Annotated in this window: 23 protein-coding genes and 2 pseudogenes; 15 read left to right on the forward strand and 10 right to left on the reverse strand. The window is 71.1% G+C overall.

Annotation, left to right across the window (positions count from 1 at the left end):
* Window positions 1-4 precede the first annotated feature (4 nt).
* The 3 genes from ACZ58X_RS00340 to ACZ58X_RS00350 form a co-directional block, all read right to left on the reverse strand.
* Window positions 5-1,423, reverse strand: coding sequence for a hypothetical protein (locus ACZ58X_RS00340; protein ID WP_470331864.1), 1,419 nt, complete (start codon window positions 1,421-1,423; stop codon window positions 5-7).
* Window positions 1,393-1,914 carry a hypothetical protein gene (locus ACZ58X_RS00345; protein ID WP_470331865.1) on the reverse strand — a complete coding sequence of 174 codons (522 nt, stop codon included), beginning with the start codon at window positions 1,912-1,914 and terminating at the stop codon, window positions 1,393-1,395. The genes ACZ58X_RS00340 and ACZ58X_RS00345 overlap by 31 nt, the downstream gene beginning before the upstream one ends.
* 278 nt (window positions 1,915-2,192) lie before the next feature.
* Window positions 2,193-2,969 (reverse strand): PIG-L deacetylase family protein, encoded by a 777-nt coding sequence (locus tag ACZ58X_RS00350; protein WP_470331413.1) that lies wholly within the window; start codon window positions 2,967-2,969, stop codon window positions 2,193-2,195.
* A 481-nt stretch (window positions 2,970-3,450) separates the two neighbouring features.
* Between ACZ58X_RS00350 and ACZ58X_RS00355 the strand changes: the two genes are divergently transcribed.
* From ACZ58X_RS00355 to ACZ58X_RS00370, 4 genes are all read left to right on the forward strand, one after another.
* A complete protein-coding gene (locus tag ACZ58X_RS00355) occupies window positions 3,451-4,008 on the forward strand; it encodes a hypothetical protein (protein WP_470331414.1) in 558 nt (185 codons plus the stop codon).
* Window positions 4,009-4,120: 112 nt separating this feature from the next.
* The gene (locus ACZ58X_RS00360; protein ID WP_470331415.1) at window positions 4,121-4,294 is read left to right on the forward strand and encodes a hypothetical protein; all 174 of its coding nucleotides are present in this window, start codon (window positions 4,121-4,123) and stop codon (window positions 4,292-4,294) included.
* 179 nt (window positions 4,295-4,473) lie between these two features.
* Window positions 4,474-4,605, forward strand: coding sequence for a hypothetical protein (locus ACZ58X_RS00365; protein ID WP_470331416.1), 132 nt, complete (start codon window positions 4,474-4,476; stop codon window positions 4,603-4,605).
* A gap of 375 nt (window positions 4,606-4,980) precedes the next feature.
* Window positions 4,981-6,258 (forward strand): methyltransferase domain-containing protein, encoded by a 1,278-nt coding sequence (locus ACZ58X_RS00370; protein ID WP_470331417.1) that lies wholly within the window; start codon window positions 4,981-4,983, stop codon window positions 6,256-6,258.
* Window positions 6,259-6,282: 24 nt separating this feature from the next.
* On the opposite strand, the gene ACZ58X_RS00375 is transcribed toward ACZ58X_RS00370, so the two are convergent.
* Complete coding sequence (locus ACZ58X_RS00375) at window positions 6,283-6,420, reverse strand: hypothetical protein (protein ID WP_470331418.1); 138 nt, start codon at window positions 6,418-6,420, stop codon at window positions 6,283-6,285.
* A 187-nt stretch (window positions 6,421-6,607) separates the two neighbouring features.
* Here ACZ58X_RS00375 and ACZ58X_RS00380 point away from each other — a divergent pair, with 187 nt between their 5' ends.
* From ACZ58X_RS00380 to ACZ58X_RS00390, 3 genes are all read left to right on the forward strand, one after another.
* On the forward strand, window positions 6,608-7,039 hold the full coding sequence (locus ACZ58X_RS00380; RefSeq protein ID WP_470331419.1) for a DUF6228 family protein: 432 nt from the start codon (window positions 6,608-6,610) through the stop codon (window positions 7,037-7,039).
* A gap of 218 nt (window positions 7,040-7,257) precedes the next feature.
* The gene (locus ACZ58X_RS00385; protein WP_470331420.1) at window positions 7,258-7,746 is read left to right on the forward strand and encodes a GNAT family N-acetyltransferase; all 489 of its coding nucleotides are present in this window, start codon (window positions 7,258-7,260) and stop codon (window positions 7,744-7,746) included.
* A gap of 60 nt (window positions 7,747-7,806) precedes the next feature.
* A complete protein-coding gene (locus ACZ58X_RS00390) occupies window positions 7,807-7,947 on the forward strand; it encodes a hypothetical protein (RefSeq protein WP_470331421.1) in 141 nt (46 codons plus the stop codon).
* A 384-nt stretch (window positions 7,948-8,331) separates the two neighbouring features.
* Here ACZ58X_RS00390 and ACZ58X_RS00395 read toward each other — a convergent pair whose 3' ends face one another.
* Window positions 8,332-9,678, reverse strand: a complete 1,347-nt coding sequence (locus ACZ58X_RS00395; RefSeq protein WP_470331422.1) for a lipase family protein — start codon at window positions 9,676-9,678, stop codon at window positions 8,332-8,334.
* 169 nt (window positions 9,679-9,847) lie between these two features.
* Here ACZ58X_RS00395 and ACZ58X_RS00400 point away from each other — a divergent pair.
* Window positions 9,848-9,979: pseudogene (locus ACZ58X_RS00400) on the forward strand (HNH endonuclease); the annotation flags it as partial.
* Between the two features lie 25 nt (window positions 9,980-10,004).
* On the opposite strand, the gene ACZ58X_RS00405 reads toward ACZ58X_RS00400, so the two are convergent.
* A protein-coding gene (locus ACZ58X_RS00405; RefSeq protein ID WP_470331423.1) for an IS5 family transposase occupies window positions 10,005-10,810 on the reverse strand; the annotation gives its coding sequence in 2 pieces (ribosomal slippage) (window positions 10,005-10,480 and window positions 10,480-10,810; 807 coding nt in all).
* 260 nt (window positions 10,811-11,070) lie between these two features.
* Between ACZ58X_RS00405 and ACZ58X_RS00410 the strand changes: the two are divergent.
* Both ACZ58X_RS00410 and ACZ58X_RS00415 read left to right on the forward strand, forming a co-directional pair.
* Window positions 11,071-11,505 (forward strand): annotated as a pseudogene (locus ACZ58X_RS00410) (transposase); the annotation flags it as partial.
* A 664-nt stretch (window positions 11,506-12,169) separates the two neighbouring features.
* Window positions 12,170-13,447: a hypothetical protein gene (locus ACZ58X_RS00415; RefSeq protein WP_470331424.1), complete on the forward strand. Its 1,278-nt coding sequence runs from the start codon at window positions 12,170-12,172 to the stop codon at window positions 13,445-13,447.
* A gap of 83 nt (window positions 13,448-13,530) precedes the next feature.
* Here the strand turns inward: ACZ58X_RS00415 and ACZ58X_RS00420 are convergent, their stop codons facing one another.
* Complete coding sequence (locus tag ACZ58X_RS00420) at window positions 13,531-14,907, reverse strand: tetratricopeptide repeat protein (protein ID WP_470331425.1); 1,377 nt, start codon at window positions 14,905-14,907, stop codon at window positions 13,531-13,533.
* Window positions 14,908-15,508: 601 nt separating this feature from the next.
* Here ACZ58X_RS00420 and ACZ58X_RS00425 point away from each other — a divergent pair.
* The 4 genes from ACZ58X_RS00425 (at window position 15,509) to ACZ58X_RS00440 (ending at window position 23,344) form a co-directional block, all read left to right on the forward strand.
* The gene (locus ACZ58X_RS00425) at window positions 15,509-15,745 is read left to right on the forward strand and encodes a DUF5988 family protein (RefSeq protein ID WP_470331426.1); all 237 of its coding nucleotides are present in this window, start codon (window positions 15,509-15,511) and stop codon (window positions 15,743-15,745) included.
* 10 nt (window positions 15,746-15,755) lie between these two features.
* Window positions 15,756-21,005: a type I polyketide synthase gene (locus ACZ58X_RS00430; protein WP_470331427.1), complete on the forward strand. Its 5,250-nt coding sequence runs from the start codon at window positions 15,756-15,758 to the stop codon at window positions 21,003-21,005.
* Window positions 21,002-21,985 carry a spirocyclase AveC family protein gene (locus tag ACZ58X_RS00435; RefSeq protein ID WP_470331428.1) on the forward strand — a complete coding sequence of 328 codons (984 nt, stop codon included), beginning with the start codon at window positions 21,002-21,004 and terminating at the stop codon, window positions 21,983-21,985. Before ACZ58X_RS00430 ends, ACZ58X_RS00435 begins: the two co-directional genes overlap by 4 nt.
* A 96-nt stretch (window positions 21,986-22,081) precedes the next feature.
* Window positions 22,082-23,344 carry a cytochrome P450 gene (locus tag ACZ58X_RS00440; protein ID WP_470331866.1) on the forward strand — a complete coding sequence of 421 codons (1,263 nt, stop codon included), beginning with the start codon at window positions 22,082-22,084 and terminating at the stop codon, window positions 23,342-23,344.
* 542 nt (window positions 23,345-23,886) lie between these two features.
* Here ACZ58X_RS00440 and ACZ58X_RS00445 read toward each other — a convergent pair.
* Window positions 23,887-24,795: a serine protease gene (locus ACZ58X_RS00445; protein WP_470331429.1), complete on the reverse strand. Its 909-nt coding sequence runs from the start codon at window positions 24,793-24,795 to the stop codon at window positions 23,887-23,889.
* 282 nt (window positions 24,796-25,077) lie between these two features.
* Between ACZ58X_RS00445 and ACZ58X_RS00450 the strand changes: the two genes are divergently transcribed.
* A complete protein-coding gene (locus ACZ58X_RS00450) occupies window positions 25,078-25,440 on the forward strand; it encodes a GNAT family N-acetyltransferase (protein WP_470331430.1) in 363 nt (120 codons plus the stop codon).
* Here ACZ58X_RS00450 and ACZ58X_RS00455 read toward each other — a convergent pair.
* Entirely contained in the window at window positions 25,371-25,904 is a 534-nt protein-coding gene (locus tag ACZ58X_RS00455; protein WP_470331431.1) for a hypothetical protein, read from the reverse strand. The genes ACZ58X_RS00450 and ACZ58X_RS00455 overlap by 70 nt on opposite strands.
* A 162-nt stretch (window positions 25,905-26,066) precedes the next feature.
* Complete coding sequence (locus ACZ58X_RS00460) at window positions 26,067-26,633, reverse strand: DivIVA domain-containing protein (protein WP_470331432.1); 567 nt, start codon at window positions 26,631-26,633, stop codon at window positions 26,067-26,069.
* Window positions 26,634-26,706: the final 73 nt, after the last annotated feature.

Below are 26,706 nucleotides of genomic sequence, written 5' to 3' on the forward strand. Positions count from 1 at the left end.
CCGGTCACTTCCGCAGCAGCTTGCCGGCGCGCTCGCGCAGCACGGTCACCGTCTCGGTGGCGGCCGCCTCGGCCTTGCCGCCGTTCTTGTCGGTGGTGCCACCCGCCCACGCACCGGCGTGCAGGCCCACCGTCCGGCGCTTGACGGTGGCTTCGACGGCGAGCGGCTGGAGGACGAAGGCCCCGGCGTCCCAGCGCAGCAGGCCGATGCACGCGGTGGACCCGGCCACCGCCTGCGGCGTGAGCGGCCCGGCCGACGGGATGCGGTCGGTGTCGACGGCGAGCGGGTGGCCGGCCAGGTCGAAGGTCAGCACCCCGTCCCGCTCCTGGGCGGTGTACCCCTCCAGGAAGACCGGCTCGGCCAGGCGGACCGGGTGGCGCTCCAGCGGCGCGACCGGCGCGCCCACGGCGGTGGGCAGCACCACCCGGGCGGTGGCGAACGGGTCGGCCTCCGCTGCGGTGCGGGCGAGGTCGTCGCTCCACAGCAGGTCGCCCTCGGCGGTGAGCGGCATGTCCGTCACCGTCACGGCGCGGCCCTCGCCCGCCGCCGCGAGCAGCGACATCCGGCGGCGCAGCAACTGCCAGACCCCGGCGCCCAGAACGCTGTCCGGTTTCGGGGCCGACACCGACGCCCGGACCAGCCGGGGCACGGAACCGTCCGCCGGCTCGAACACGGCGTGGACCTGGGCCTGCGCGGCCGTCGCGTGCTCGTGCAGGTCGACGCCGAGCGGCAGCAGCCGTCCGGTGACCGACTGCGGGTCAGGGACGGTGCCCGCGCCGGGAGTCGTCAGCAGCACGGCCCGTGACCACAGGTCGGCCCAACGGCGGACCGGGACGCGTTCCAGGCTCGCTCCCGGGCAGGACGCGGCGAGTTCGCCCGCGAACCCGTCCAGCAGCACCGCGAGGCGGCGCAGCCGCGGCTCCGGGAGCATGGCGGAGACGACCTGCGCCGAGGCCGACACGAGGTCGTGGTCCATGCCGAGCCAGCCCGTACGGGCCAGGTCCGCGAGCCAGGCGCGGGCGGCGGTGAGCACGTTCGACGAACCGCCCGGGCCCGCGGCGGGCACCGTCCACGGGGCGGTGGCGCGGCCGGTCGCCTCGCCCACGACGCCGTGGAGCGCGTCGTGGGCCGCGCCGAGCAGAGCGGTACGGGCGGCGGCCAGGGCGAGCAGATGGCCCCCGTCCGCGGTGCCGGCGGCCGCCTTCTCGGCGGCCTCGGCGACGAGGGCCGCCAGCGGCGAGTCCGCGACGGCCGAGGCGAGCCCGGCCAGTGCCTGGGCCTGGGCGGGCCGCGGCCGCAGCAGGCCGTCGGACATCGCCCGGTCGAAGGCGTCGACGACGGCGAGCGCCTCGTCGAGGCCGCCGACCGGCGCGTGGAGCAGGTCGGTGCGCATCACGCCACCGCCCGCGTGGTCGGGAACCAGTGCAGGTCCGGCAGCGGAGCGGTCACCGGCTCGAACTCCAGGTACTCCAGGTGGTTCAGGAACCGGGTGAACACCGCCGCCGCAGGGGACTCGGCGGCCTTCGCCGGGCGGGTGGCGGTCATGGCACCGGTGATGACCGGGGCGGTGGCCTCCGCCGTACCGGTGTCCACCCGCAGGTAACGGGCGACGCGGTCGCCGCCGAACTGCACCACGGCCTCGCCGACCAGCACCTCCAGGTGCTTGCAGTAGCCGCCCCGGGCACCGCCGCACGGACGGTTGTTGTTGGTGCTGCACGAGAACGCGAAGGAACCGGCCTCGACCGCCGACACGTAGACCCGGCCGATGTCCGAGCCGCTGGACACGACACCCTGCAACCGACCGTCCGCCAACTGCACGAACGGCACCTTGGCGAGCTTGCGGGGCCGGGCGGACGGAACCACCCGGACCGTACTCGAACCTTCCCAGGCAGGCAGAAGCACACCATCTCCAATGGGGTTGGGGGGACAGCGCGCCGCATCACGGCGGCGGCGCTTGTGGTGATGAACGTAGTGGTCACCACCGACAGACCGGCCCGCCGGACGGCACGCTGCCTCGCGACGGCGAGCCGTCGAAACCCACGTCGGACAGCCGGACCGTCGCGGCTCGTCACAAGGCACACGGGTCACAAGGCACACGCGTCACAAGGCGCACGCGTCACAAGGCACAGCGGAAGGCCTCCCCCGGACGGCTCAGCACGCGCGTCGAGGCCTCGACCGACGGGGAGGGCCCGTCAGCTCCCGGCAGAATCGGGCTCTCCCGGTCCGCAACCCCGCGTGGGGCGGATGTCGAGGCGGGTGTAGTACTCGGTGGCGATGATCCGTTCTCGGGTGTCCGGGCTCAGGCGGGACAGGAGGCCGGGCAGTGAGCGGTCCCTGCCGACCTGGCTCGCGTGGGCGAGCACCGCGGACCATTTCTGTGCCAGCCAGGGGCGGACGTCGACGGTCGCGGTGATGTGCGCGTCAGGAACGCTGAGGACCGACTTGCTCACCCCGGTCAGCAGCGGGCCCAGATCGCCGACGGCGGAGTCCGGGTGGGTCGCGCAGTAGAGGGCGCGGGGCTGCCAGGGGTCGCCAGCATCGGGGTAGGCGTGCCGGAGTGCCGCGGCCTGGACGGCGAGCAGGGTGACGCGATGGGTGTGCACATGATCGGGGTGTCCGGTCAGTCCGCCGTGGGCGTCGTGCGTGAGGACGATCTCTGGCCGTACCTCGCGCAGGATCCTGACGAGTTGTCCGACCACCTCGTCCAGCGGCGCGTCGCAGAGCCGCGGCCGTCCGGGGGCGGACTCGGGGACCCGGTGGTCGGCCCATCCGAGCAGGCGGGGCTCGTCCGCTCCGAGGAGCCGGGCCGCCTCCGCCAACTCCCCTGCGCGCTGCGTCCCTTGTGCCCAGGTCGCGGTGACGACGGTGGTCCGGACTCCGGCAGCCGCGTGCTGGGCGAGCACGCCGCCCGCCACGAGCGACTCGTCGTCGGGGTGCGCCATCACCGCGAGCAGGCTGGGCAGGGGCACGGCATCCTCCCGACGGGGTTGCGGCGTTGGGGCACGGGGTCACACACCCCCCGTGCGCCAGGCTCCGTACGTCCACTGGCCGTCGCCGGCGTCCTGGAGGCCGACGCGCGCGCATTGTCCGTCCTTTCCGTCGGCAGCACCGGGAGGGGCTGCTCGCTTCCCTGTGAGTACGGCCGACACCGCCCCTTCCGAGCAGAGGACTTCGGGCATTCACCCGAACGGGGGAGATCGTGCGGCAGCATGGACCGTGCGGGAACGCCGGGCCGCCGCCGGTGACGGTGACGGTGCGCCGACTGGCGTGCCATCGCACCGGAGGCCGCTCGCCAGGATCGCCCGGCTCGATCGCATCGGGGGGACGCTTCGTGAACGACGGCCTGCGGTTGGTGGGGCTGGTCACCGCCGTCGACCCCAACACCGCCGCGTACCGCCGGTCCCGCTTCCGGATCGTCCCGTGGCGCCCTGACCGACCGGAGGACAACCAGTGCCGCTCCTGTACGAGTTCCGCACCGAAGCCAGGCCCGACCACGGCCTCATCGAGATCTACGACTCCGATGCCTGTCTGACCGACTCCGAAGCCGCCGAGCAGAGCCGGTACACGGTGGTGGCGGGCACCGGCCCGCACATCTACCTCCACAGCCTCCAGGGCATCGCCCCCGCCGAGATCCTGGTGCGGGTGTGGCAGGGCCCTGCGCCTGCCGACGGCGACTGGGCAGCCGTGGGCGAACGCCCGGTGGTGCTGGACAGCGCCACGGGCGAGGTGGTGATCCGAGCGTTCACCCCGCACATCGCCGGTCACTTCCGGCTGCCCCGCCCCGGGGTCTACGAAGGCCGCGCCTCCTGGCGGGGGCGCGACGAGGCCGCCGCGCAGGAGGCGAGCCTCCTCGCCGAACTCGGCGCGGCGCAACTGCGCTGGCAGGGCGACACCGAGGCGATCTGGGCCGCGCACGAGGAGGTTCTGGAGACCTACCGGATCGACCTCTGGTGGACCGCCGAGTCCGAGGACGACGAGGACGACCAGGAGGAGGACGAGGACGAGTAGGACCGCTGCCCGCATCCGCACGACCCTGGTCAATGTCAGTGGCACCGGGCAACCTGTGCGTATGCGTGCCCCGAGAGTTCAGTGCCCGGCCTGCGAACGGCCGGTTGCCCTCATGCCGACCCGCCGTGCCGGTTACGGCGTGATCCATGACCACAAGCGGGACCGGCGCTCCCTCATCCTCTGCGAAGGCAGCATGAAACAGGTGCCGCTGGCCGACGCCGTCATCCGGCAGGACGCCCTTCCCGGACTCGGCGGGGCCGACGGGGCCGAGCCCACCCTCTTCTGACCTCGGAAGCCCACGGACAGTGACGTCGGACGGGCCGGCAGGCCCCCCGGAGCTCGGGCCCGGGCCCGGGCCCGGGCCACCTGCGGTGCTGTCGGTGCCCCGCGGAAGACTGGCGGGTACGGCCCTGTCCCGACCGCAGATCGCCGGTCGGCTCCGAGGGAAGGGAACCCAGGAGAACGTTGCCCGGTGTCGCCGACCACGGCGGATTCGACGCCCTGGTCATCCGCACCGACCACCACGACGAGGCCGGCTGGCAAGCGGTGGTGGCGGCGGCGGCGGAACGGGGCGAGCCCTGCGGTGGCCGGCACTGAGCATCGCCAACATGGGCTTCGAGGAGTACGCCAGGGCCGCGCACGACGCCCCGGACGGCATCTTCCGGTCCTTCTGACCGGCCGGCCCCCCTGGCGGCAACGACGACCCTCCCGGGGCGAACGACGGGCCGGTGGCGGGCGCGGCGCCGTGGCGCGCGCCCCGTGGGCGCTCCCGCGCGCCCACTACCGTGCGGCACCGGGGTGGGCGAGGATGAGCGGCCGACCGTGTCCCCTACGCGACCGAAGGGAAACCGCATGGGCAAGCACGAGAAGCCGGCGCCGGACCCCGGAACGGGAACCCCGCCGCCCGGGAACAACGACGGGCAGGTCCCGCCCCCGCCGCCAGGCACCGGCACGCGGCGCAAGTAACGCACGATGACGGACGACGAGGACCTGGCGGACCGCCGGGCGCGCCTGGACGCGGCGATGGAGCGCGACGGGGCGTGGCCGGCCGCCTCCCCGTGGGTGCGCGAGGCGATGGCGGCGGTGCCGCGGGACCGCTTCGCACCGGACCGGCTGTGGCGCTGGGACGGCCGGGCCTACGTACCGCTCGACCGTGCGACGGACCGGCCGGGCTGGGCGGACGAACTGTTCGCCGGGGTCCACGACGCGGCCGTCACCCAGGTCGACGGCGGGCCACCGTCCTCGTCACTGCCGTCCTCGTCGCTGTTGCCCGCGTCGCTGCCGTCCTCGTCGCTGTTGCCCGCGTCGCTGCCGTCCTCGTCAATGCCGTCCTCGTCACTGTCCGCGCCGTCCGTCGTGGCGGACATGCTGGACAGCCTCCGTCTGGAGCCCGGCCACCGGGTGTGGGACATCGGCACCGGGCAGGGGTGGACGGCGGCACTGGCCGCGTGGCGGACCGGTCCCGGGCTGGTGGTCTCCAGCGAGGTGGACGAGCGCCTGGCCGCCGCCGCCCGCCGCCGCCTGGCGGCCGCCGGCCTCGCCGTCGAGGTGGTGACCGGCAACGCGACCGGTGGCGGGGTGCCCGGCGGCGTGCCGGTCGACCGGATCCACGCCACCTACGCGGTGGAGGCCGTCCCGTGGGCCTGGGTGGAGGCGGTGCGGCCGGGCGGCCGGATCGTCTACCCCTGGGGCCTGTTGGGGCATGTCGCCCTCACCGTCGCCGAGGACGGCAAGAGCGCGACCGGCTGGGTCCAGGGCCTCGCCCAGTTCATGGCCGACCGCACCGCCCCCACCCCGACACCCGTCGGCCACGCCGCCTACACCGCGGTACGCGGCACGGCCGCACCCGACACGGAGCGTCTGCTGCCGACGTACGACCTGGGCCCGTTGGAGAGCGACTGGGACCTGCGCTTCGCCCTGCGCGTGGCCGTACCGGACGCGACGCTGCTCACCGGCCGGGACGAGGACGGTGTCAACGCCTGGGTCCACGACGGCGACCGGTCGTGGGCCGCGTTCACCGCGCGCGGCGACGGCTCCGTGGTGCTGTACCAGGGCGGCCCGCGCCGCATCGGCGACGAGGTGACGGCCGCCCGGTCCGCGTGGGAGGAGCTCGGCCGCCCGGACCGGTACGACTACGGCATCACCGTCACCCCCGACGCCCAGTGGGCGTGGCAGGGCGGCCCGGACGGACCGCGCTGGCCGATCGGACGGCCGGCACCGGCGGGGCGGTCGGCGTCGGACGGACGCTGATCGGCGCCCGTCCGGTGCGAACCGTCAGACCTTCGCCCGGGCGATCGCGTCCACGGTGATCGTGCGCATCCGGTGGAAGGCCGTCTGCGGATCGTCGTAGGCGCGCCACGGGCCCGTCACCTCGCGGCCCATCACCTGGAACATCTCGAAGGCGTGCGCCACCCGGGCGTTCCTCACGAGTGACCAGGCGGCCCAGCCCCGGGCGGCCTGGAGCTGCGGGTGCGCCGGATCGGCCTGCTCCAGGTCGGCCAGCAGGGCGTCGACCGCAGCATTGATGAGAAGTAGCAGCAGCTCCGGCGCCTGGGAATGGTGGTGACGTCGGCTTGGTAGCGTCCGTATCCTTCACTGGGTGAGTCTGATCGAGATGGTTCCGGGGCAGGTCGATCTCGTCGTTCAGGGGTCAGGGGCGTCGGCGGCCTCGGTCCGGCTGTTCGATTGGTCGCGGGCGGAGTCCGAGGTCGCCTTCGCTGTGGAGGCCATCGACGACGGTGTGCGTGCACGGCTCGAGACCGTGACCGTGACCGTCTGGGACAACATGAGCGAGTTCTTCGATGGCCTCGCGCGCGACTTCCGTGGCTGGGAGGGCGAGCGGGTCTGGACCAATAACCACCTGGTCGTGACAGCGACGTTCGGCCCGGGTGGTCATGTGTATCTGGGTTGGACCCTGCGGTCCGGATTCTTCCCCGGCGACTGGCGCTGCACTGTGACGACCGTGATCGAGGCCGGCGAAGGGATGACGGCCGTAGCCGCTGACCTGCGGGCCTTCCTGCGCGAAGAGTAGGTCAATCGGCAGTCGGCCCGTCCTGACAGCTTTCTCAGCCGACGCCCGTGGGCGTCACCGTGCTGCCCCTGACGCCCTGAACCTCGCCGACGCCCGGCCCGTCGCAAGCGCAAGCCCTTTCGGCTGACGTCAAGGCCGGTCCGAAACCCCTTGGACGGCACGGGGACCGGCTTGCTGAAATAGGAGACGGCCGCTGTTGGACTCGAAGGGATGCGGCGATGACCGAGATCAGGCTGCACCTGTCGGTGCGCGACCTCACTGACGCGGACCTGCCGTCCTGCAGTTGGGCCGGCTCCCCCAAGCACGTGCGCGAGCTCGTCCACCAGATCCGCCGAGCCGAGGCGGGCGAGATCGACTACCTGGCGGTCTGCACGCCGGTCGGGCTCCCGGTGGCGGTCGGCGGCATCGACTACACGGTCAAGCCCGACGCCGGCACGCTCTGGCAACTCGGCGTCCACCCGGCCCTGCAGTCCTGCGGAATCGGCACGCTGCTGATCCGCTCCGCCGAGCAGCGGATCCGCACCCGGGGCCTGACCCGCGCCGAACTCGGCGTCGAGGAGAACAACCCGCGCGCCCGCGCCCTCTACGAGCGCCTCGGCTACCGGGCTTTCAGTCGCGAGCTCGACTCCTGGGACGTGGAGGCCGAGGACGGGTCTCTCCAGCGGTACGAGACGATGTGCACGCTGATGCGCAAGGATCTGGCGTGACGCTGGATTTCGTGGCTTTCGTCGCCGCCTCCTGACCCGGGCCAACAGTCGAATCGGGCAATGCAGCTCAGAACGTCCTCCGAGAGAGCGTTGTGGCTCCCGGACGCCGCCCGTAGGCGGCGGCCGGTGGCGTTGTTCGCGACCTACGCCTCGGTGGGTGCGGTCGCGGACGCCTACCAGGTGTCCGCGCAGTTCTTCTGACACCCGGCGGCCGCCGACCTGGCCGTTGTTGGCCAGCCACCACTGCAGAAACGGTTCCCGTACCCTGGTCGACCTCACCGTGGCGGAGATCCGGCGACTCCTGGCAAACGGCCGGCCCCACGGCCCGAGTCCGCCGCAGCACGCGTTTCGCGCTCATGCCTTGAACCGGTCCATCTGGCGCCGGACGCGCCAGGCAGTCGCCCGTCGTTGCCACTATCAACGCCGCCTGCACACGATCGAGGGGCGGTCTCATGAAGACCGCCCCTGACAGCTCGTCCGACCGCTACACTCCCCACTCCCAGGCCGTTGACCAGCGGGAACGGAGAAGTCCGGCTGGAGTACTAAGCAGTCTTGGCGAAGTTCGCTGCGGCCCCCGTCAGGTCCTCATCCGGCGGGGACCGTCTCGTCAGCCGCAAGTGAGTTGCCTTCGGCGATGCTGCCGCAGGAGGATGGGGCCTCCTTGTCGGCGAACCGGGCGCGCAGCCAGGCGAGCGCGGTGGGCACCGTGGCCATGGGCGCGGTCAAGTGGCTGAGGGCGTCGTACTGCTGGTACCAGACCGCGGCGCCCTCGGCGCAGTACTTCCGCGCCAGCGCCCGTGTGTCCCCGGCGACCGTGATGCCGTCGCCCGAGCCGATGCCCGCGATGTTGCTCGTGGTTCCCTCGAGGAAGCCGGCGTTACCCTGGCCGAGGTAGCCGGGGACAGTCGGGGTCGGTGCCAGGCCGAGGTTGGCCTTGTTGACCGCCTCGACGAGCTCGGGCACGGAGTTCGGGTTCGCATACTCCGGCTTCGCCATCTTCTTCCACGTCAGACCGGGGTAGTGGCCCAGCACGTCGGCGATCGAGGAGTGCTGGTGCTCGTCGACCAGCTGCTTGCCGTAGTCGTTCAGGTACTTCTTGAGGTCGAAGTCGTACGAACGCGCTTGCCCGATGAGCAACTCCGGGATGAGCCCGGACCACACCTGACTGCCTTCGATGTACCTGAGGATGTGCGAGGGCTTCACGAGCACCCCGCCCTCGGCATATCCCACCAGGCGCTTGTTGACGTCAGGGGCGTACTCGGGCGCGAGGGAGGCGGCCCAGTTGGTCGCGACGGCGCCGCCCGAGTAGCCCATGAGGCCGACGCGCGCGTCGGGGCTGATGCCGGTCCTCGACGCCGCGCTGGAAGCGGCACGCAGGGAGTCCAGCGTGTTGTACCCGTACTCGCGGGCGGCCGCGAGGTGGGCGGCCTGCCCCTCGGTGTCAGGGAGGACGACGTCGTAGCCGGACAGCAGGAGCGACGCCACGAGCGTGGACTCGCCGTTTGCGATCAAGCCGCCGGGCAGCTTGACGTTGCCCGCGACCGCCCGGGACGGACCGTCTTCGGGGTCGAGCGAGTCGTAGAACGACTGGTACGACACGACCTTGCGGCCGTCGCCGCCAGGGCTGCGCAACACGGAGGTCACGCCTGCGGACGGGTGGCCCTGCGCGTCGGTGGTGCGGTAGAGCAGCTGCGTCGCCTGGAGGGGGGTCGCGATACCCAGGACGTGGTACGGCAGCGTCCGGACCTTGAGCACGTCCCCGGGACTGTACGAGGACAGCGGCTTGCTGCCGTTGTAGGTGTAGAACGCGTCGCTCCCGGCAGTCGTCGACGAGGGCTGCTCCTGAACGCCGAACGCGACAGCGGGCACAGCGGCGACGGCGAGGGCGACGACGCCCGTGATCGCGGCGTGCCACACTCTGAATTTGCGCATGACTCTCCCAAACGGTGTAAGCGGATCAGAGAGATGACCGTTACGGCCCGAAGAGGGAAGTGGCCGAATGTCGGTTCCGGCGCAACCTAACAAAGGCACACGGCAGTTGACCAGGGGGCGCCAGTAGTCTTCGCGGGACGAACGGCGGCTGAGTCAGTGACCCAGCTCCGCCGACGACCTGACGCACAGCCAGCTCGTAGCCGTCTCCGCCGCCTCCAACCGCAGCAAGGGCGACCAGGGCGCGGACCAGTGGAAGCCCCCGCTCGCCTCCTACTGGTGCGAGTACGCCCGCGCCTGGGTTATCTTCCGTAGAGCTCGTAACACGATTACGCCGTCGGCTTGTTGAGCCGTCGCCAGCAGATCAGCGCGCACGCGAGCGAGACGAGTGAGTCGTGCAGTTCGAGGCGGCGTTCCCACCGGACGGCGAGGCGCTTGAACTGGTGGAGCAGGGCGAAGGTCTGCTCCACCACGTAGCGGAGCTTCCCAAGACCCTGGATGTCCGGTTCCCCGCGCCGGGAGATGACGGGCAGGATGCGGCGTCTGGCCAGCTCCCGCCTGACGTGCCTGCTGTCGTAGCCTTTGTCTCCGAGCAGGGCCTGGGGCCGCTTTCGCGGGCGTCCGGATTGGCCGGCCACGGGCGGGACCGCGTCGACCAGTGCGAGGGCCTGGGTGACGTCGGGGACGTTGCCGCCGGTCGTGATGACCTTCAGTGGCGTTCCGCTGCCGTCGCAGATCAGGTGGTGCTTGCTGCCCGACTTGCCGCGATCGACCGGCGACGGGCCAACCCCGGCGCCCCCCTTTTCGTGCGTACGTGGGAGGCGTCCACGCAGGCGCGCGTCCAGTCGATCTGCCGGGCGGCGTTCAGTTCGGCGAGCAGTATCCGGTGGACCTGGTCGAAGCCCCCGGCCTCCGTCCACCGGCACAGGCGCCGCCAGCACGTCTGCCCGGAGCCGAAGCCCAGCTCCGGTGGGAGCTGCTGCCAGGTGATGCCGGTGAACAGCACGAACAGCACTCCCTGCAGGCACAGCCGGTCGTCCACCGGCCGGGGCCCCGGCGAGCGTTCCGGCCATGGCGGCAGCACCGGCTCGATCAGCGCCCACAACTCGTCATCGACCATCCAGGGAGCACTCACGCCCCACCAACGGACGAATCGTCACACCGGACACGGCCCACCAGCCCGTATCCACGAGATCGTGTTACGAGCTCTTATGGTCGCGCCGCTTTGGTGACGACATGCCGATAGATGGACAACGCCCCTCCTTCGATCGGAGGATCGACTGTCCGTCTCGCCCACACCTGTGCCGTGAAGTCCGTCTGGTTTGAAGAAGTCATAGAAACGCCGGCCTGACAGCGGAACGGGATCCTCCGCCACATCGGTGCTGACGCTGGGCCATGACCGAGCGCAAGCCGTACCCGAGCGATCTGTCCGACGCCCGATGGGCCCTGATCGAGCCGGTTCTGACGGCATGGAGAAAGGCCCGGCTTGACCGTCAGCCAACCGGCCAACCGGCCAAGGTCGAACTGCGCGACGTGTTCAACGCGATCCTCTACGTCAACCGCACCGGAATCCCCTGGAAGTACCTCCCGCACGACTTCCCCGACCACGGCACCGTCTAAACCTACTACGCCGCCCGGCGCGACGAGGGGCCCAACTCAACTACGACCTCACCGGATTGGCCCGGGTGAAGGAAGGGCGCACGCCCGAGCCGACCGCCTCGGTGATCGACACCCAGAGCATGAGAACCTCCACCAACGTGCCCTGGCCAGCAGGGAACCGACGCCGCAAAGAAAATCGTCGGTCGCAAGCGAGGCGTCCTCACCGAATCAGCCGACCGCGGTGCAGGTGGCGTGAATGCCTGCTCATCATTTCCGTGCGACACGTGCGGAAAGTAGATTTCGGCGCAACGAAAGAGGTCATTATCCGCTACCCGCAGGTTCAGGTTCTACGTCACGCCGGGGATGAGGACTTTGACCCCTGTGGCCTCACTCGGCTAGCAGGGACCGTGGCCTCCGTCACTTCGCCCGACTCGCATCCGTCGGACGGACCGGGCGGACGCCTGCGAATCCGCGGCGGCCGGAATGGAGCCGTTTCGGCGGACAGAGCACTGACAGCCTGCCGCGCTGCCCAGGGGCGCTCGCGGGTCACGATCACTCGTCGTCGTGGTGCAGTCGCGGCTGCGCCGGTGCTGGTGCTGGTGCTGGTGCTGGTGACACGGCAACCTCGGGTCGCGAGCCCCGGGCGGGAGGCGTCAAGACCTCTGGGCGCAGTCGCCGAAACAGCAGATGGCGCTACGTGGAGTCAATTGCTCGAAAAACGCCGAATTGTACCGCTGCCTGGACACGGGCGCCACTGGGGATGTTCTGGCGCGGGAGGTCGACTAGCCTGACCCCGCGCCGCAAATCCAGGTCCACGTCCGAACGGGGATGACGGTGCGCCGGCGGGCCTGCAACCCATTCCCGGAGACGAAGCACCATGTACAGATCAGTACTAATGAGCAACCCCTCGTCTGCCTCCCACGAGCTCAGCCTGGGAGAAGCGATTGTGCTGACCGCCTTCTGGCATCCGGTGCGCGGCCACGTTGAGTGTCCGGGAGCCAGGCTGCTGGCCGGTACTCTGGCCCGCGCCGGCCTACGGACTCACCTTCGAGAGATCGTCGACCGTGAAACCGTCGAGGCCGCGAGCGTCAGCGGGTCGGCCGTTTCGTTCACCGTGGACGGTGGTACGCCGGTGGGGCTCGGCGCGGTTGCGTCCAACGCTGACGCGGAGGCTGCGGAAGTGATCCGGCGTTGTGTCGGCGAATGGACGGCGGTCCTGCGCACGCGCCTGCTACTGGCAAGCACCTACCCCGCGCACTGCGGCGGGGTCGAGAGGTTCGTCGAGGCCTTCGATGCTCTTTCACCTGCCGCGGCTTCGCCTCTGTACGCGGTCGGCGTTGCCGGATGCGGGCAGGCAGTGGCGGACCGGATCACCGCAGGAGGAGGTCGGCTCAGCCTCGACCTGCCAGCCATGGAGGCGGGCGCGACGTTGGTGATCGGTCCGGCCGGAGCACCCGAGCGCTTTCACCAGGAGGCCGCAGCGCGCGGAGTGGCGATGGTCGACGCGACCTGCACCCTGGTGGCAGCGGCCCGCTCGGAAACGTCGAGGATCTCGGCACTCGGAGAACAAGTGGTGCTGACCGGCCGGCAGGACGCCGCAGCCACGCCTTGCCTGGCGGAGGCGGCCGGCGCGGACGCGAGCCTGGCCGAGGGCGTCCTCGCGGCGCGCCGCACGCTCGTCGCCGACCCGGAACATGTCGGGGTGGTCGCGATCCCGGGTCAGGCCGTCGGGGAAGCCCTGGCGACCGCGCAGGTACTGCGGGAACGTTTCGGCCATGTCATTCCGCAACGGCCGTCGAGCCTGTGCTTCGCTGCCGACGACCGGCGTGACACCGTACGAGCGCTTGCCGCGTGCGCCGAGCTGGTCCTGGTCGCCGCGGCGTCGCCGCGCGATCCGGACGCGTCGCAGGTCGCGCGCTGGGCGACGGACGCGGGTGCGCAGACCCGGGTTGTGGAAAGGGTCGAGGATATCGAGGCCGGATGGCTGGCCAAGGCATCGGCGGTCGCGGTGGCCGAGACCGTGAATGCCCCTGATGGCCTTGCAACGGAGCTGTTGACGGCGCTGCGTGGACTGGGCCCGAACCGCCTCGTGAGGCGCTCCACCGTCACAGTCCTCGAGCCGGACGGGCCGCCGGGGTCGCTACCGTACCAGCTTCGGACTCACGGCAGTTGAGGCATCGAGACTGGTGGTCCGCGGCGATCGTGGCCGAGCACTTGTCGAGGGCCGGTCGTGGACTCGTCCACCTCGTCGGCGCCTTACTGGGAAAGCCCTCCGGTCCCAGGTCCGGTGGGCGGCTTCCGCGTGGTGCGGTGTGTGGCCTGGGGCTGGGTCGGGATGCCGAGCCCGGCGGCTCTGGCGAGCAGTGCTCTCGCGGGCGGGTGGGAGGCGTAGCGGGACAGGTGTGAGGTCATCGCGGCCGTGGCGGCCCCCAATCGCCCCGAGCCCAGTAGGGGGTAGTCGTCGAGCAGGGAATGCCAGGTGGCACATGCCCGGTCGAGGTGCCCCACGGAGATGAGGAGTTCGGCCGTCTTTGCCGTCGTGATGGCTCTGGCTCTTCGCTCCGGGGTCGGGCGGTTGTTGATCGACTGGGTGAACGCGGCTATGGCTCCGGGTATGTCGCCCAGGGCGGTGAGGACTTCGGCCTCCTGGTGCGAGTAGGCGGCCCAGCCGTAGTACGAGGCCCCGGCGGTCGGCTCGGGCGCACGGTCGAGGAGTCGACGGGCCTGCGCGAGGTGCTCGTAGGCCCGCCGGCGATCTCCGTAGTCGGCCGTGGCCACTGCCTGCTGGGCTATGACGTACGCGGCCTCGCGGGCCGGCAGCACCGCGCCGTACCGGGCTGCCTCATCGGCCAGGTCCCGGGCATGGCGGTGGTGCCCGAGGTAGTGCGCCTGGACGCTCATGGCACGTAGCGCCCTTGCTCGGACCTCTCGGTCGGCGGCTTCTTCGGCAAGTTCGACAGCTGTCCGGTAGTAGGCCTGTGCCATGCCGTGCGACTGTCCGTCGAACCAGGTGAATCCGGCCAGCAGGGACAGTTGCGCGGTGGTGACCAGCAGTTGGCGGTGGAGGCGCGAGGGCCCGGGAGCACGCAGCCAGACGGGCGCGATGGTTCCCAGAAAGCCGGTCAGGGCCGGTCTGACGAGACTTCCGCCCAGGGTCTCCTCCGAGGCGTGCATCGCGGTCAGCAGATCCTCGGCCAGCCGAATGCGGTGTGCGTCGAGTTGTGCGTCCCCCATGGTTGCCCGTACGCCCCCCTCATCGGAGGGCACGGTCTCCCACGAGGCCCGGAAGGCCGTCGGACGGATTGGAGCTCCGGCCGGGGTGAGGACGTAGACGGGTGTCGAGCCTCGGCGCCCGTCACCCGAGCGGCCCAGCTGCGTCAGGAGGTCCGCTGGACCCGGCGACTCGCCCTCGTGGGCAGCCGTACGCGTCGTCGCACGAATGAGCCGCGTGTCCTGGTTCGTGATGGTGCGTCCGAGAGCTCGGGACAGCACCTCGCCCACGAGCTCCGGAACCGGCGCCAGAGGGCAGGAGCCGGCGAGCCAGTGGGCGGCGGCGGTCCGGTCGTACTGCAGCTCCAGCCCGGCTTCCGACCCGGCCTTGTTCACTGCACGGGTCAGGTCGTCCCCGCTCATTCCTGCCTCTTCGAGCAGGGTCCGCAGATGATGGTTTGGTCGACGTGATCGCGTCATTTTGATCTCGCTACCTTCGGGCTCATCCGTCGCACGCGCCGCACGAGGAGAGGTACGTGAGGTGGGTCGGCTCTACCGGCCGGGTCCGCGTCGGCGGCGACCTGCGCTGTCGCTGGCCGCGCTTGCCGGTTCCGGGAGCGTCGGCCACCGACGGTACGGCAGCTGGACTCACATCCGCCAGTCCACCGGCTCCCCCGACTTCTCGTTCCCACCCGCCACATGGCCGTCCCCGCGTGTCCTGGGGGTAGTGGGACGGATGTGGCGCGATGGGCGTGCACAAGCGACCGTCGTGCAACATGCCCGCAGGCTACGGACCTTCCGAACGGTGGACCGGCAGCCGTCCAATGGACTCAGCGAACTGGGCAACCGGCGCGAGTGGCAGGACTTCCCTCCGCTCGACGGACGGCACCCGTCCACCGTGGCCTGACCGGTTCCCTCTGCTGAGCCGAGGCGAGCGCGACTGCACCGACAGCCTGCGCGCTGCCACCCGTTCGGACATGAGGGCGCAGCCGTGGGCATCGCGGGTCTGACAGAGGAGTTGGTCATGGTCGATGAGGCGGACGACGTCGGTCCGGGGCAGCTGGTGGCGCTGGCGGGAAGTCCTCCCGGGCTCGGGAAGGTGTATCGGCTGCCGGGCGACGCGGTGCCGGATCTGTCGCGCTTCACGGTGACGTACTACGGGCAGCACCTGCACTTCGAGCGGACCACCCAGGTCGAGACGGTCGAGGGCCAGGACTTGCCGGTGTTCCAGTGGACCTACAGCACGGCGATCGCCGAATAGAGGAGCAGCCATGTCGGCATCGAACGCAGAACCCATCGCCGTCATCGGCGTCGGCTGCCGGTTCCCCGGCGGTGTGGACTCCGCCGCCGGCCTGTGGCGGCTCGTGGCCGCCGGTCGCCGCACCGCAGGCCCGGTGCCTGCGAGCCGGTGGGACGCGGCGCGACTGGCGGCCTTCCATGATCCGGATGACGCGGCCAGAGCCGGGGTGGGCTGCTTCGTGGACGGTGACATCTGGGCGTGGGACCCGGTGGCGCTCTCGGTGGCGTCGGCCGAGCAGCGGTGGGTGGACCCGCAGTTCCGGCTGCTGGCGGAGGTGGCGTGGGAGGCGGTGGAGCACGCGGGTCTCCCGCTCGCCCGGCTGCGCGGCTCGCGCACGGGGGTGTATGTGGGGACGTATGCACCGGACAACCTCTTCCGGGAAGCCCGGCCTGTCGAGGATGCGCCGAACAGCCCCTACCTGTTCGGGAATTTCACGGCGGGGGCGGCCGGCCGGGTGGCGTTCGCGATGGATCTGCGCGGGCCGGTGATGGTGGTCAGCACCCACTGTTCGTCCGGGCTGGTGGCAGTGGACGCCGCGTGCGGCGCGCTGACGTTGGGCGAGTGCGACACGGCCCTGGCGGGTGCGGTGCTGCTGATGGTCTCGCCGGAGACGCAGTACTACGAGGCCCCGCTGCTGCTGTCACGGCGCGGCGCGTGCCACGCCTTCGACGCCCGGGCCGACGGGTACGTGCGCGGTGAGGGTGCCGGGATGCTGGTCCTCAAGCGTCTGGCGGACGCCCGCCGGGACGGGGACCGGGTGCTGGCGGTGATCCGGGGCAGCGCGGTCAACAACGACGGGCAGGCCAGCCGGCTGACCGCGCCGTCCACCGTGATGCAGCAGCAGCTCTTCCGGGAGGCCGCGGAGAAGGCCGGCATCGACCCGGCCGAGGTGGGACTGGTGGAGGCCCACGGTCCGGGGACCGCGGTCGGCGACCCCATCGAGTACACCTCCATCGATGCCGTCTACGGCCAGGGCAGAGGCCGTTGTGCGCTGGGGTCGGTGAAGACCAACATCGGGCACTCGGAGCCGGTCTCGGGCGTCGCCGGAACCATCAAGGCGATCGAGTGCCTTCGACGGGGACAGATTCCGCCCAACCTCAACTTCGAACGATGGAACCCCTCGATCCTGCGTGACGGGCGGTCCCGGCTGTTCGTGCCGACCGAAATGACCCCTTGGCCGGTCGACGGAGGTACCCGCTTGGCCGCCGTGTGCTCGTACGGCGTGACCGGCACCAACGCCCATCTGGTGCTCGCGGCGGCCCCCGAGCCGACCCGCCCCCGCCCCGCAAGGCGTGACTCGTCCTCGGTGCCGGTCGAGGAGTCGTTCCTGCTCACGGTATCGGGCAGTTCGCCGCAGTCCCTCTCCCTGACAGCTTCCCGACTGGCCGACTGGTCACAGGGCGAGGGTGCCGACACCAGCCTGCTGGATGTCGCACACACCCTCGCCATGCGCCGCTCCGCAGCGGATCACCGGCTGACCATCGTCGCCCGCAGTCACGCCGAACTGGCCACACGGGCCCGCACGTTCGCCGCCGGCGCGGAGAGCGACGGCGTCGTCTCAGGTGTACCCGTACTGCCGCCTTCACATGGTGGGCCGGTGTTCGTGTTCACCGGCCAGGGCTCGCAGCGGCCGGGGATGTGCCAGGGCATGCTGCGCAGCGAGCCGGTCTTCCGAGCCGTGATCGAGGAGCTCGAACCCCTGATCCGCCGGGAGGCGGGATTCTCCGTACGCGAGATGATCGCCCGGCCGGAGGCTCTGGTCGGATTGGCGCGCATCCAGCCCACACTCTTCGCCGTTCAGGTGGCCCTCGCGGCGGTGTGGCGGTCCTGGGGCATCGAACCGGCTGCGGTGATCGGCCAGTCCCTGGGCGAGGTCGCGGCGATGGTGGTCGCAGGCGGCCTGAGCGCGGCGGACGGGGTGACGGTCATCTGTCGCCGCTCCGCTCTGCTGGCGACCATCTTCGGCGGGGGGATGGCCTCGGTCATGCTCGGCGCGGACCAGGTGCAGGCCGCCATCGACGAAGCCGGCGCCGATGGAGTGTCACTCGGAGTACTCACCTCACCCGGTAGCACCGTGGTCTCCGGCGACGCCGCCCAGATAGCTGCCCTGGCCGGGCGATGGGAGGCCGACGGCGTCGTGGTCAGGGTGATTGACGTGGACGTCGCTTCGCACTCGCCCGAGGTCGACCCGATCCTGGACGAGCTCCGCGCCAAGCTCGCGGCCCTTCCCACCGCACGGCCGGTCATCCCGTTCTACTCCACCGTCACCACCGACCCGCGTGAGCCCGAGACGCTGGACGGGGAGTACTGGGTGCGCAACCAGCGTCAGACCGTTCGCTTCCATGCCGCCGTCTCCGCAGCGCTGGCCGACGGGCACCGGCTGTTCATCGAGTGCACCGCCCACCCTCTGGCGGTCCGTCCGATCCTGGACACCGCCCGCCACGACGGCGTCCACGACGCGGTCGCGGTCGGCAGTCTGCGGCAGGGCAGCGACGACCAGGACGCGTTCCTGACCCATCTCGGCCAGCTTCACGCGGCCGGTTACGACGGTATCGACTTCTCCTCCCGCTACGGCGACGGCCAACTCGTCGACGTGCCGGGCACCGCCTGGCACCGCACCCGCCACGGCGGCGACGCCGCCCCTTACCGGCTGGTCGCGCCCCACCTGGTCGGCGCCGACCAGCATCCGCTGCTCGGCGGTTTCGTCCAGGACCCGGACCACCCCGAGCGGTTCCTGTGGCAGACCCCGATCAGTCCCGCCCGGCTGCCCTGGCTGGGCGACCACAGGGTGGCGGGCGTGCCAGTACTGCCTGGCACCGGCATGGTCGAGATGATGCTCGCCGCCGCAGCCCGCATCTTCGCCACCGACCGCGTCAGCGCCCGCGACGTAACGGTGATGAGCCCGCTGATTCTGGACCCCGAGCCCCTGGTCACCACCCGTCTCGTCCGCGACGGTGACACCGCCGTCGTCGAGATCGTGTCCGCCGGTGACGGCGGCGTCGCGGTCCACGCGCGCGGTACGGTACGCCCGCTGCCCGAGGACGAGTACCACGAGGCGCTTACCCCCGCCGCAATCGATGCCGATAGCTGGCAGGAGCGCGAAGTTGCCGCGCTGCACCGGACATTCAGGGAGAAGCACGATGTCCTCCACGGCCCGGCCTTCACCGCGATCGACCGTATTCACGTGCACCCTGCCGAAGACTTGGCCGTTTCCTGGCTGCACACGCACGAGGCCGCGCGGGTCTCCGCCTGGCCGATGTCCCTCCACCCTGCCCTCGCCGACCAGGTGGTCCAGACCGCGGTCGCAGCCTGGCTCGCCCACTACCCCCTGACGCCCGGCCCGGTGGTCGTCGCCGGATTCGAGGAAGTACGGGTATACGGCCCAACCACCCACACCCGCAGAGCCTCCGTCCGCCTGCACCAGGCTGATGATCTGGGCTGCACGGCCTCCGCCCAGTTGGCTGCCGTCGACGGTACCGTGGTCGCCGAAGTCCGCGGCCTGCGCGTCAGCAACATCACTTCTCCGGGTGAGCGGTTCACTGCCCGGCTCTCCCACCAAGAGTGGGTGCCGAACTCCGCGCCAGGGAACCGGCCGCGCGCCACCGACGGTACCTGGGTCGTGCTCGACGCCCAGGACACCGCCTGGCCCAGTCAACTCGCTCGGCAACTCGACTCGCACACGGCAGGTTGTCACTTGTTGCCCCTGTCCACCGTCCTTGACGACCCGACCGCGCTGCCCCCGTGCAGAGGTGTTGTCCTTGCACTGAGCGACGAGCGGCTCGGCGAGGAGTCTGCCGTCGCCACCCGCGAATTGGTCTCCCTCACCCTCGCCCTTGTTCGCCGGCTCTCCCAGTGGGAGCACCCGCCCCGACTGTGGGCCCTCAGCCGCGCAGGCAGGACTCCACTCACCTCGGCCACCGTGCGCGGACTCTTCAGGACGCTGGCGTACGAGCACCCCGAACTATGCGCGAGCATCCTGGAGTTCACAGCTGAGACGACATCGCACGCGGACATCGTGGCCGAACTGCTCGACGACCGGCAGTCTCTCACCGAGACCGCGCTGCTGCCGCACGGGCGTCATACCGCCCACGTGCTCGCCGGGCCGGACACCATCGCTCACACCGGCTCATCACTGGTACACCCCGAAGCGGCCTACCTCGTGACCGGCGGCCTGGGCGGCCTGGGCCTGCTCACCGTCGAATGGCTCGCCCGGCTCGGTGCGGGCCGCGTCATCATCGTCAGCCGCTCCCGGGCCACGCCCGAGACCGATGCCAGGCTGCACGCCCTGCGCAAGGCGGGTAGCGGGATCAGCCTCGTCCGCGGTGACATCGCCGATCCGGCCGTAGCAGCACACGCGGTCGCGGCGGCGGGCGACGACGGCCGGACACTGCGCGGCGTAATCCACGCAGCCGGAGTCGTCGAGGACGCCACCGTTGCCAACCTCGACGACCGGCTTCTGCAACGGGTATGGCGTGGAAAGGCCGAAGGAGCGTGGGCCCTTCATCAGGCCACCGAGGCCAGTGACCTCGACCTCTTCGTCGTCTACTCCTCCGTCGCCTCCCTGGTCGGCTCGCCCGGCCAGGCCGCCTATACCGCCGCCAACGCCTTCCTCGACGGCCTGGTGGCCCACCGCCTGCACCACGGCCGGCCCGCCACCGGCATCCAGTGGGGCGCCTGGAGCGAGGTCGGTCGCGGCCAGCACCTCGCGCAGCGCGGCTTCCTCACCATCACCCCCGGCGACGGGATCGGTGCCCTGGAACGCATCCTGGACAGTGGCTACCACCAGGTCGCCTACTCCCCCCTCGACATCGGTCAGTGGACCGCCCCCTACCCGGCCGTCCGCACCAGCACGCTGCTGGCCCCGCTGCTGGCCGACGACGAGATGCCGGATGAGACCGTCACCGTGCGCGAAACGTTGCTCGCCGCAGCCAGCCTGGACAAACGCCGAGAGCTGCTCCAGACCTTCATCATCAGCTGCATCCGTGAGCTCCTCGGCGGTACCACCCGCCACATCGGCCCGCACACCAGCATGGTCATTCTCGGCCTCGACTCCCTCGGCGCGGTCCAGCTCCAGCTACGCCTGCAACGAGCTCTGCGCACCGAGATGAAGCTCGGCGTCATCTGGGTCAAGCCCAGCGCGGCAAGCCTGGCCGACTGGCTGCTGGAACACCTCGGCCTGCACAGCGACAAACCCACCCTCGAAGCAGAGGAAACGGTATGAGCACCAAGGAGAGCAACAGCCCTCTCGTTAGCGCCGAAGCTTCGGCCGGCCGGACAACGTGGACAACACCCATCGTGGTCTGGGCGCTGGTCGGCACACTCTTCCTCGCGCTGATCGCCTGGGTTCTGGGCCGCTACGTCGCCGGCGGCGCACTTCACCCCGTCGCTTCCCTCCCCTACCGCATCTCACCTGCCCGTTCCGTCGCCATCTGGGCATGGCAGGGGATCGTCGTCGTCGTAGCAGCCGGCATCATCGCGCGGTTGATCCGCCAATGCCGCAGGGAAGGAAAGATCACCTTCGATATGGCGTTCTACATCGCCATGTTGATCGCTTCGTCGCTCGGCCCTGGCCTCAACTACTCGGGCCGGGCCCTCGTGACGAGCCATTCCGCGGTCAACCTCAGCAGCTGGGGCTCCTTCATCCCCGGTTGGCATGGAGGTGAGGCCCAGCAGCAGCCCCTCGTCCTGCTCTCCGCGGACGGCCTGGCCTGGGGGCTGATGATCTTCTGGGTCTGGGGTGGACGCTGGCTCCTGGACCGGATCTGCCCCCCGGAGCGACACTGGCGGCCGGTCACCCTGGCTGCCGTCGCGCTGATTGTCCTCACCGTGCTGGACATCGTGTTCGAGCAGGTGTGGATCCTGACCGGCGCCTGGGCGTACGCCGCCAGGGCATTGCCCGGGCCCGTCCTGTTCGCAGGCCACTGGTACCAACTGCCGCTGCTCGACGGGCTTCTGCTGGGTGTGTGGTCGGCTGTCTTCGTCCTCATGGATAGGTTCGCGCGCGACCGCGGCACCGAAGTCGCCGTCTTCCGCGGGAGCGACCAGCTCCCCACCCGAGCCCGTCCCTATGTGCGCATCCTCGCCGTCACCGGCCTGTCCTGCCTGGCATCCATTGCCTGGATGATCGCCTTCGCGATCGCCTTCACCCCAGCCTCCGGCCAGCTGAACCCCGACCTGCCCAGCTATCTCCTCCCGCACTGAGCGAGGTTGCCCGGCCCACCGAACAATCCCCGTTCCTTCTCCCTGATCACACCTCGGGAGTGCGCCTTCCGAGGCAAGGAGGGTATCGCCGTGACCATGACCGTGCATCAGGCGGGCCTGATACTGGCCGACCCCGCCGCATACACCGCCGAACCTCTGCTGTACGAAGCGTTGGCGCTCCTGCGCGACCAGTCCCCGGTGCACTGGTGCACGCCACCGCACTACCGGCCGTTCTGGGCCATCACCAGGAACGCCGACATCCGGGAGATCGAGCACAACCACGCCGTGTTCATCAACGGCCCCCGCGCGATGCTGATGTCCGCCGCGCGCGATCGCACCACCGTGTGGGCCCGACGCCTGATCGGACTGAATCTCATGGTCCAGATGGACGGCCCACACCATCTGGCCATGCGCAAGATCAGCACCGACTGGTTCCGCCCGAAGGTGATGCGACAGCTCCAGGAGCGGATTGACGAACTCGCCGAGCACCACGTCACCGACCTCCTGCAAACCGCTGGGAGCTGCGACTTCGCCCAGCACCCAGCCGCCCGCTACCCGCTGGCCACGTTGCTGTCCCTGCTCGGACTGCCCGACCGCGACCTCGCCCGACTGCAGTCCCTCACCCAGCAGCTGCTCGGCACCGACGACCCGGAACTCCAGCTCAACTCCGGCCCGTTCGCGCAGCCCATCGTCCTGTTCCGCCTGTTCAGGTACTTCCGCGAAGTCGCCAGAGCGCGCCGCGCCCACCCCACCGACGACTTGGCCTCAGCCATCGCCAACGCTCGCATCGACGGCAAGCACCTGTCCTGGGGAGACACTCTGTCCTACTACGCCGTGATCGCCACCGGCGGTCACGACACCACCTCGGCCAGTATCGCCGGCGGTCTCCTGGCCCTCGCCCGCAATCCCGACCAGTTCCACCTCCTCAAGCGCGAACCCGCCCTGCTGGCGCGCGCAGCCCAGGAGATGATCCGCTTCACCACCCCGTTCAAGGGATTCATGCGGACCGCAACCCGCGACTACGACCTGCACGGCACCACCATCCGCCAAGGCGACGCGGTCTTCCTCTCCTACCCTTCCGCCAACCGCGACGACACCGTCTTCGACCACCCCGACACCTTCGACGTCACCCGAACCCCCAATCCCCACCTGGCCTTCGGCCACGGGGTCCACGGCTGCCTCGGCGTGGCTCTGGCCCAGATGGAAATCTGTGCCTTCTTCGCCGAACTCATCCCCAGAGTCGACGCCATCACGCTCGACGGAGACCCCCGACTGATCGCCACCACGTTCACCGGGGGCTTCAAACACCTGCCGCTGCGCTTCACGCTCACGCAGGAGCCCGCGTCCAACGTGCGCTGAGCATTTCCAGAGGCTTTCCGCGCACCCGAACGGAAGCATCCATGTTGCCCGGGAGGCAGCGGGAAACAAAGCTGCTGAGGATGGGTACCGCCTCGGACTCGGAGTCGCTCGTGGTCGGAATCCGCACTGCCTTCCGATCCCCCGCACTTCCGGCGTGCGTGGTGCTCCTCGCCGCGCTCGTGGCTCCTGCGGCACACGCCGACGTGGCGCCGGTCAGCCTCAGGATGACGAACGTCTACGCCAACCCTGAGAGCGGCAACGGCATTGCCGCGCTGACGCTGAACTGCGTCCAGGGGCAGGACTATCTGGTCGCCGGAACAATCGAGGGCACCGTCGACCTCAGAGGGCGTTCGAAGGAACGGCTGCGGCCGTGCTTGCCGGTGGGCTCGGGATGCCGCCCACCGGTCGTCGTGACTGCTGACGAATCGAGGGCGACAGTCCGCCCGCCGTGGCCCCGGCAGTCGATCAGTTGCCGGGGCCACTCGCCTGTTCCGAACTCCGAACTGCACGCCCTGCCCTCGGATCGACAGGACCGCGGCTGCTCAGCCCCGGTTGGCGGTGATCCAATCCAGGTAGTGGGCGATGTCGGTGTAGACACCCGGGGAGCCCGCCTGGGCACAGCCCCTGCCCCAGGAGACCAGGCCGCGAAGGATGCCGTCGGTCTGTGCCGGGCCGCCGCCGTCGCCCTGGCAAGCGTCCTTGCCACCTCCGGCTACCCCGGCGCAGAACATCGTCGTGCTGTCGTAGACGGGTGTCTCGACCAAATCGCCCAGGAGGGTCGGTGTGCCACGGTCCCAGCGGTTCAGGAGTCCGACGTCGAGTCCGCCGTAGGCGCTCTGGCACGCCTGAGGGCTGGTCACCGCGACTTTGACGGACCTCAGCACCGCCGGCAGCGAGCCGCCCTGTGAGGTGGTTCCCCAGCCGCTGACGGTCAGTTCGGTACCGGCGGCCGGCGTCTGGTCCGAGGTGGGCAGTTGCGCCGCGGCGATGGTCGTGCCGTTCAGCGGGATGTCGGTGGCGAGCTTGAGGATCGCAATGTCGTTGGCAAGTGAGAGGGCGTTCCACTGCGGATGGGCCCGAACGGACCGGACCTTGGTGATCGTGCCGCCCGAGGCATGCCGCAGGCTGCCGGAGCGGACGTTGAGGACGCTCGCTGACCTGCCGGCCACGCACTGGGCCGAGGTGAGCACGGTGTTGCGGTCCAGGATGACCCCTCCGCAACGGTGAGAGGTGCTCTGGACGCTGACCTGGAAGGGCACGGCGCCGGCGGTAGCCTCCGGGCCGCCGATGACCGCGCCGGCCGGACTCGCCGCGGTCAAAGCGATCCCTAGGGCGGCGGTCGCGGCCAGTATCGCCGCACGGACCGATCGATTGATGATCACACTTTCCTCCGGGTTGGCGGCGGCCGGGCCGGGCGCCCCTGCGACGGACCGAACGACCTGGCGCTGCATCAAGTGTTGTGATCGTTAAGCCTTCCGGCACCCGACATGACCCGTCAAATCCGGGACGGAGTCTGTCGCGTCGGCCACCGTGCGGGCCGTCAGCGCCTTCCCTGCCGGCCTTGATGACCGGTTGACACTCCCGCACTCCCCCAGCACCCGTCATGGGCCGGCGCGCAAGCCGGCAGGCCGGCACCGCACCCCGCACACGGATTTCCGGTCGGCCGAACCGCCCCGCGCAGGTCGCAGGAAACACGGGTGCGGGGCGCGACGGCGGGTGGTGGGAAGCCGGGCATGGACGACCTGGCCTACGAGATCCGACGGCGCGAGGACGGCCGGGCGATCGGCGGCGCCGGCTTCCACGCCGCCCCCGACCCGCAGGGCGCCGTCACCGTCGGCTACGGGCTGGTGCCCGCGGCCAGGGGCCGCGGCTACGCCACGGAGACGCTGCGGGCCCCGCTGGAACCGGCCCGCGCCCACGGCGCGGCGCGCGTGCTCGCCGACACCGACCTCGACAACACCGCCTCCCAGCGCCTCATGGCCGCCGCCGGCATGCGCCCGATCGGCCGCGACGCGCGCCTGGCCTACTACGAGAGCACCTGGCCACCCGTCCCCCGCGTCCCCGGGACTCCGGCGCCCAGCACCCACGCCGGGTAGTGCTGCGCCGCCAGCGCGGGCGAGGGCGGACTGCCCGGGTACAGCGCACCCGCCGGGAAGAACGCCGCCCGGCAGCGCCGGCACCACCAGCCGCACCGCCACCGTTGCACCAGGTGCTGCCAGCGCGCGTGCTGGACCCGCAGCCGCTCCTCCTCCCGCCGCCGGCCCCGCCGCCGGGAGACGGTGCGCACCACCAGCGCCGCGGCCGTCAGCAGCGCCGGGCCGACCAGGCCGCCCAGCAGGTAGCCCGCGCGGTAGGCGTCGTCGTGACGGCCCGGGTCCGGATCCGGGTGCAGCATGCCGAGCACCCCCACCAGCAGCCACAGCGCCGCCAGCACCACCAGCACGGCCACCGCCGCAGTCTCCCGTACGGGCTCGGGCCCCGGCGCGGGCGGCGGGGCCAGGTGGGCGGCCGCCGGCGGATCCACGGCGGCCCCGGCCACGTCCTCCAAGGCCTCGGGCACGGGCAGGGCATGCTCCCCGGCGGCGCACCCCGGACATACGGCGCTCATCGAACGGTCCACTCCTCGCGGCGACTTGTGCACGAATGATCCGGCACGCAGTAGACCACGGGGAACTGACGTGGCGTCACCGAACGCGCACAACCGCCGGTGGCCCGGCAGCCCTCAGGACGGCGCCACCGCGCCCGGACCGTACGCCCCCAGGTAACCGTCCACCTGGGCACGCCGGTAGCCCCGGGGCACCACCGCGAACGCCGCAGCCGTCGGGCTCCGGTGCGCGCCCTGCGCCAGGTGGGCGTCCACCTGCGCCGGGTCGTAGCCGCGCCACGCCGTGGCGAACACCGGCACCGCGCCCGCCGCTGCCCGGTCGACCTGCGCGGGGTCGTAGCCGCGCCGCACGACGCGAAACCGCGGCCGACCCGCACCCCGCCCCGGCGCCGACGCCAGGTCCGCGTCCACCTCGGATCGCTCGTAGCCCCAGCGCGCCACATCGAACCCCCGCCGGGCGACCGCGTCCGCCGGCGCCGCAGCGGCGGCAGGAGCACCGGCACCGGCGGGGTGCGCGGCGGCCAGCGCGCGGTCGACCTGGGCCCGGTCGTAGCCGCGCCGGGCGATGGTGAATCGCGGGGCGTCCGGGCGCCGGGACGGTGCCAGGGCCACGTAGGCGTCCACCTCCGCACAGTCGTAGCCGCGCCGCACCACGTCGAAGCCGCTCCCGCCGCCCTCGGCCATCCGCCCCTCCCCCTGTCCCACCGGCCGACTGCCGCCTACCGTCCCGTCAGCATCGCACAGCCCCGCCCACCCG

The organism is Kitasatospora sp. NPDC040550 (genome assembly GCF_055594965.1).

Bases quoted from the DNA above. Each gene is read 5' to 3' on its own strand.
- ACZ58X_RS00360 (WP_470331415.1), top strand. From the start codon at position 4,121: ATGCCGACCCGCCGTGCCGGTTACGGCGTGATCCATGACCACAAGCGG.
- ACZ58X_RS00370 (WP_470331417.1), top strand. From the start codon at position 4,981: ATGACGGACGACGAGGACCTGGCGGACCGCCGGGCGCGCCTGGACGCG.
- ACZ58X_RS00385 (WP_470331420.1), top strand. From the start codon at position 7,258: ATGACCGAGATCAGGCTGCACCTGTCGGTGCGCGACCTCACTGACGCG.
- ACZ58X_RS00390 (WP_470331421.1), top strand. From the start codon at position 7,807: ATGCAGCTCAGAACGTCCTCCGAGAGAGCGTTGTGGCTCCCGGACGCC.
- ACZ58X_RS00395 (WP_470331422.1), bottom strand. From the start codon at position 9,678: ATGCGCAAATTCAGAGTGTGGCACGCCGCGATCACGGGCGTCGTCGCC.
- ACZ58X_RS00415 (WP_470331424.1), top strand. From the start codon at position 12,170: ATGAGCAACCCCTCGTCTGCCTCCCACGAGCTCAGCCTGGGAGAAGCG.
- ACZ58X_RS00420 (WP_470331425.1), bottom strand. From the start codon at position 14,907: ATGAGCGGGGACGACCTGACCCGTGCAGTGAACAAGGCCGGGTCGGAA.
- ACZ58X_RS00425 (WP_470331426.1), top strand. From the start codon at position 15,509: ATGGTCGATGAGGCGGACGACGTCGGTCCGGGGCAGCTGGTGGCGCTG.
- ACZ58X_RS00430 (WP_470331427.1), top strand. From the start codon at position 15,756: ATGTCGGCATCGAACGCAGAACCCATCGCCGTCATCGGCGTCGGCTGC.
- ACZ58X_RS00435 (WP_470331428.1), top strand. From the start codon at position 21,002: ATGAGCACCAAGGAGAGCAACAGCCCTCTCGTTAGCGCCGAAGCTTCG.
- ACZ58X_RS00440 (WP_470331866.1), top strand. From the start codon at position 22,082: ATGACCGTGCATCAGGCGGGCCTGATACTGGCCGACCCCGCCGCATAC.
- ACZ58X_RS00445 (WP_470331429.1), bottom strand. From the start codon at position 24,795: ATGCAGCGCCAGGTCGTTCGGTCCGTCGCAGGGGCGCCCGGCCCGGCC.
- ACZ58X_RS00450 (WP_470331430.1), top strand. From the start codon at position 25,078: ATGGACGACCTGGCCTACGAGATCCGACGGCGCGAGGACGGCCGGGCG.
- ACZ58X_RS00460 (WP_470331432.1), bottom strand. From the start codon at position 26,633: ATGGCCGAGGGCGGCGGGAGCGGCTTCGACGTGGTGCGGCGCGGCTAC.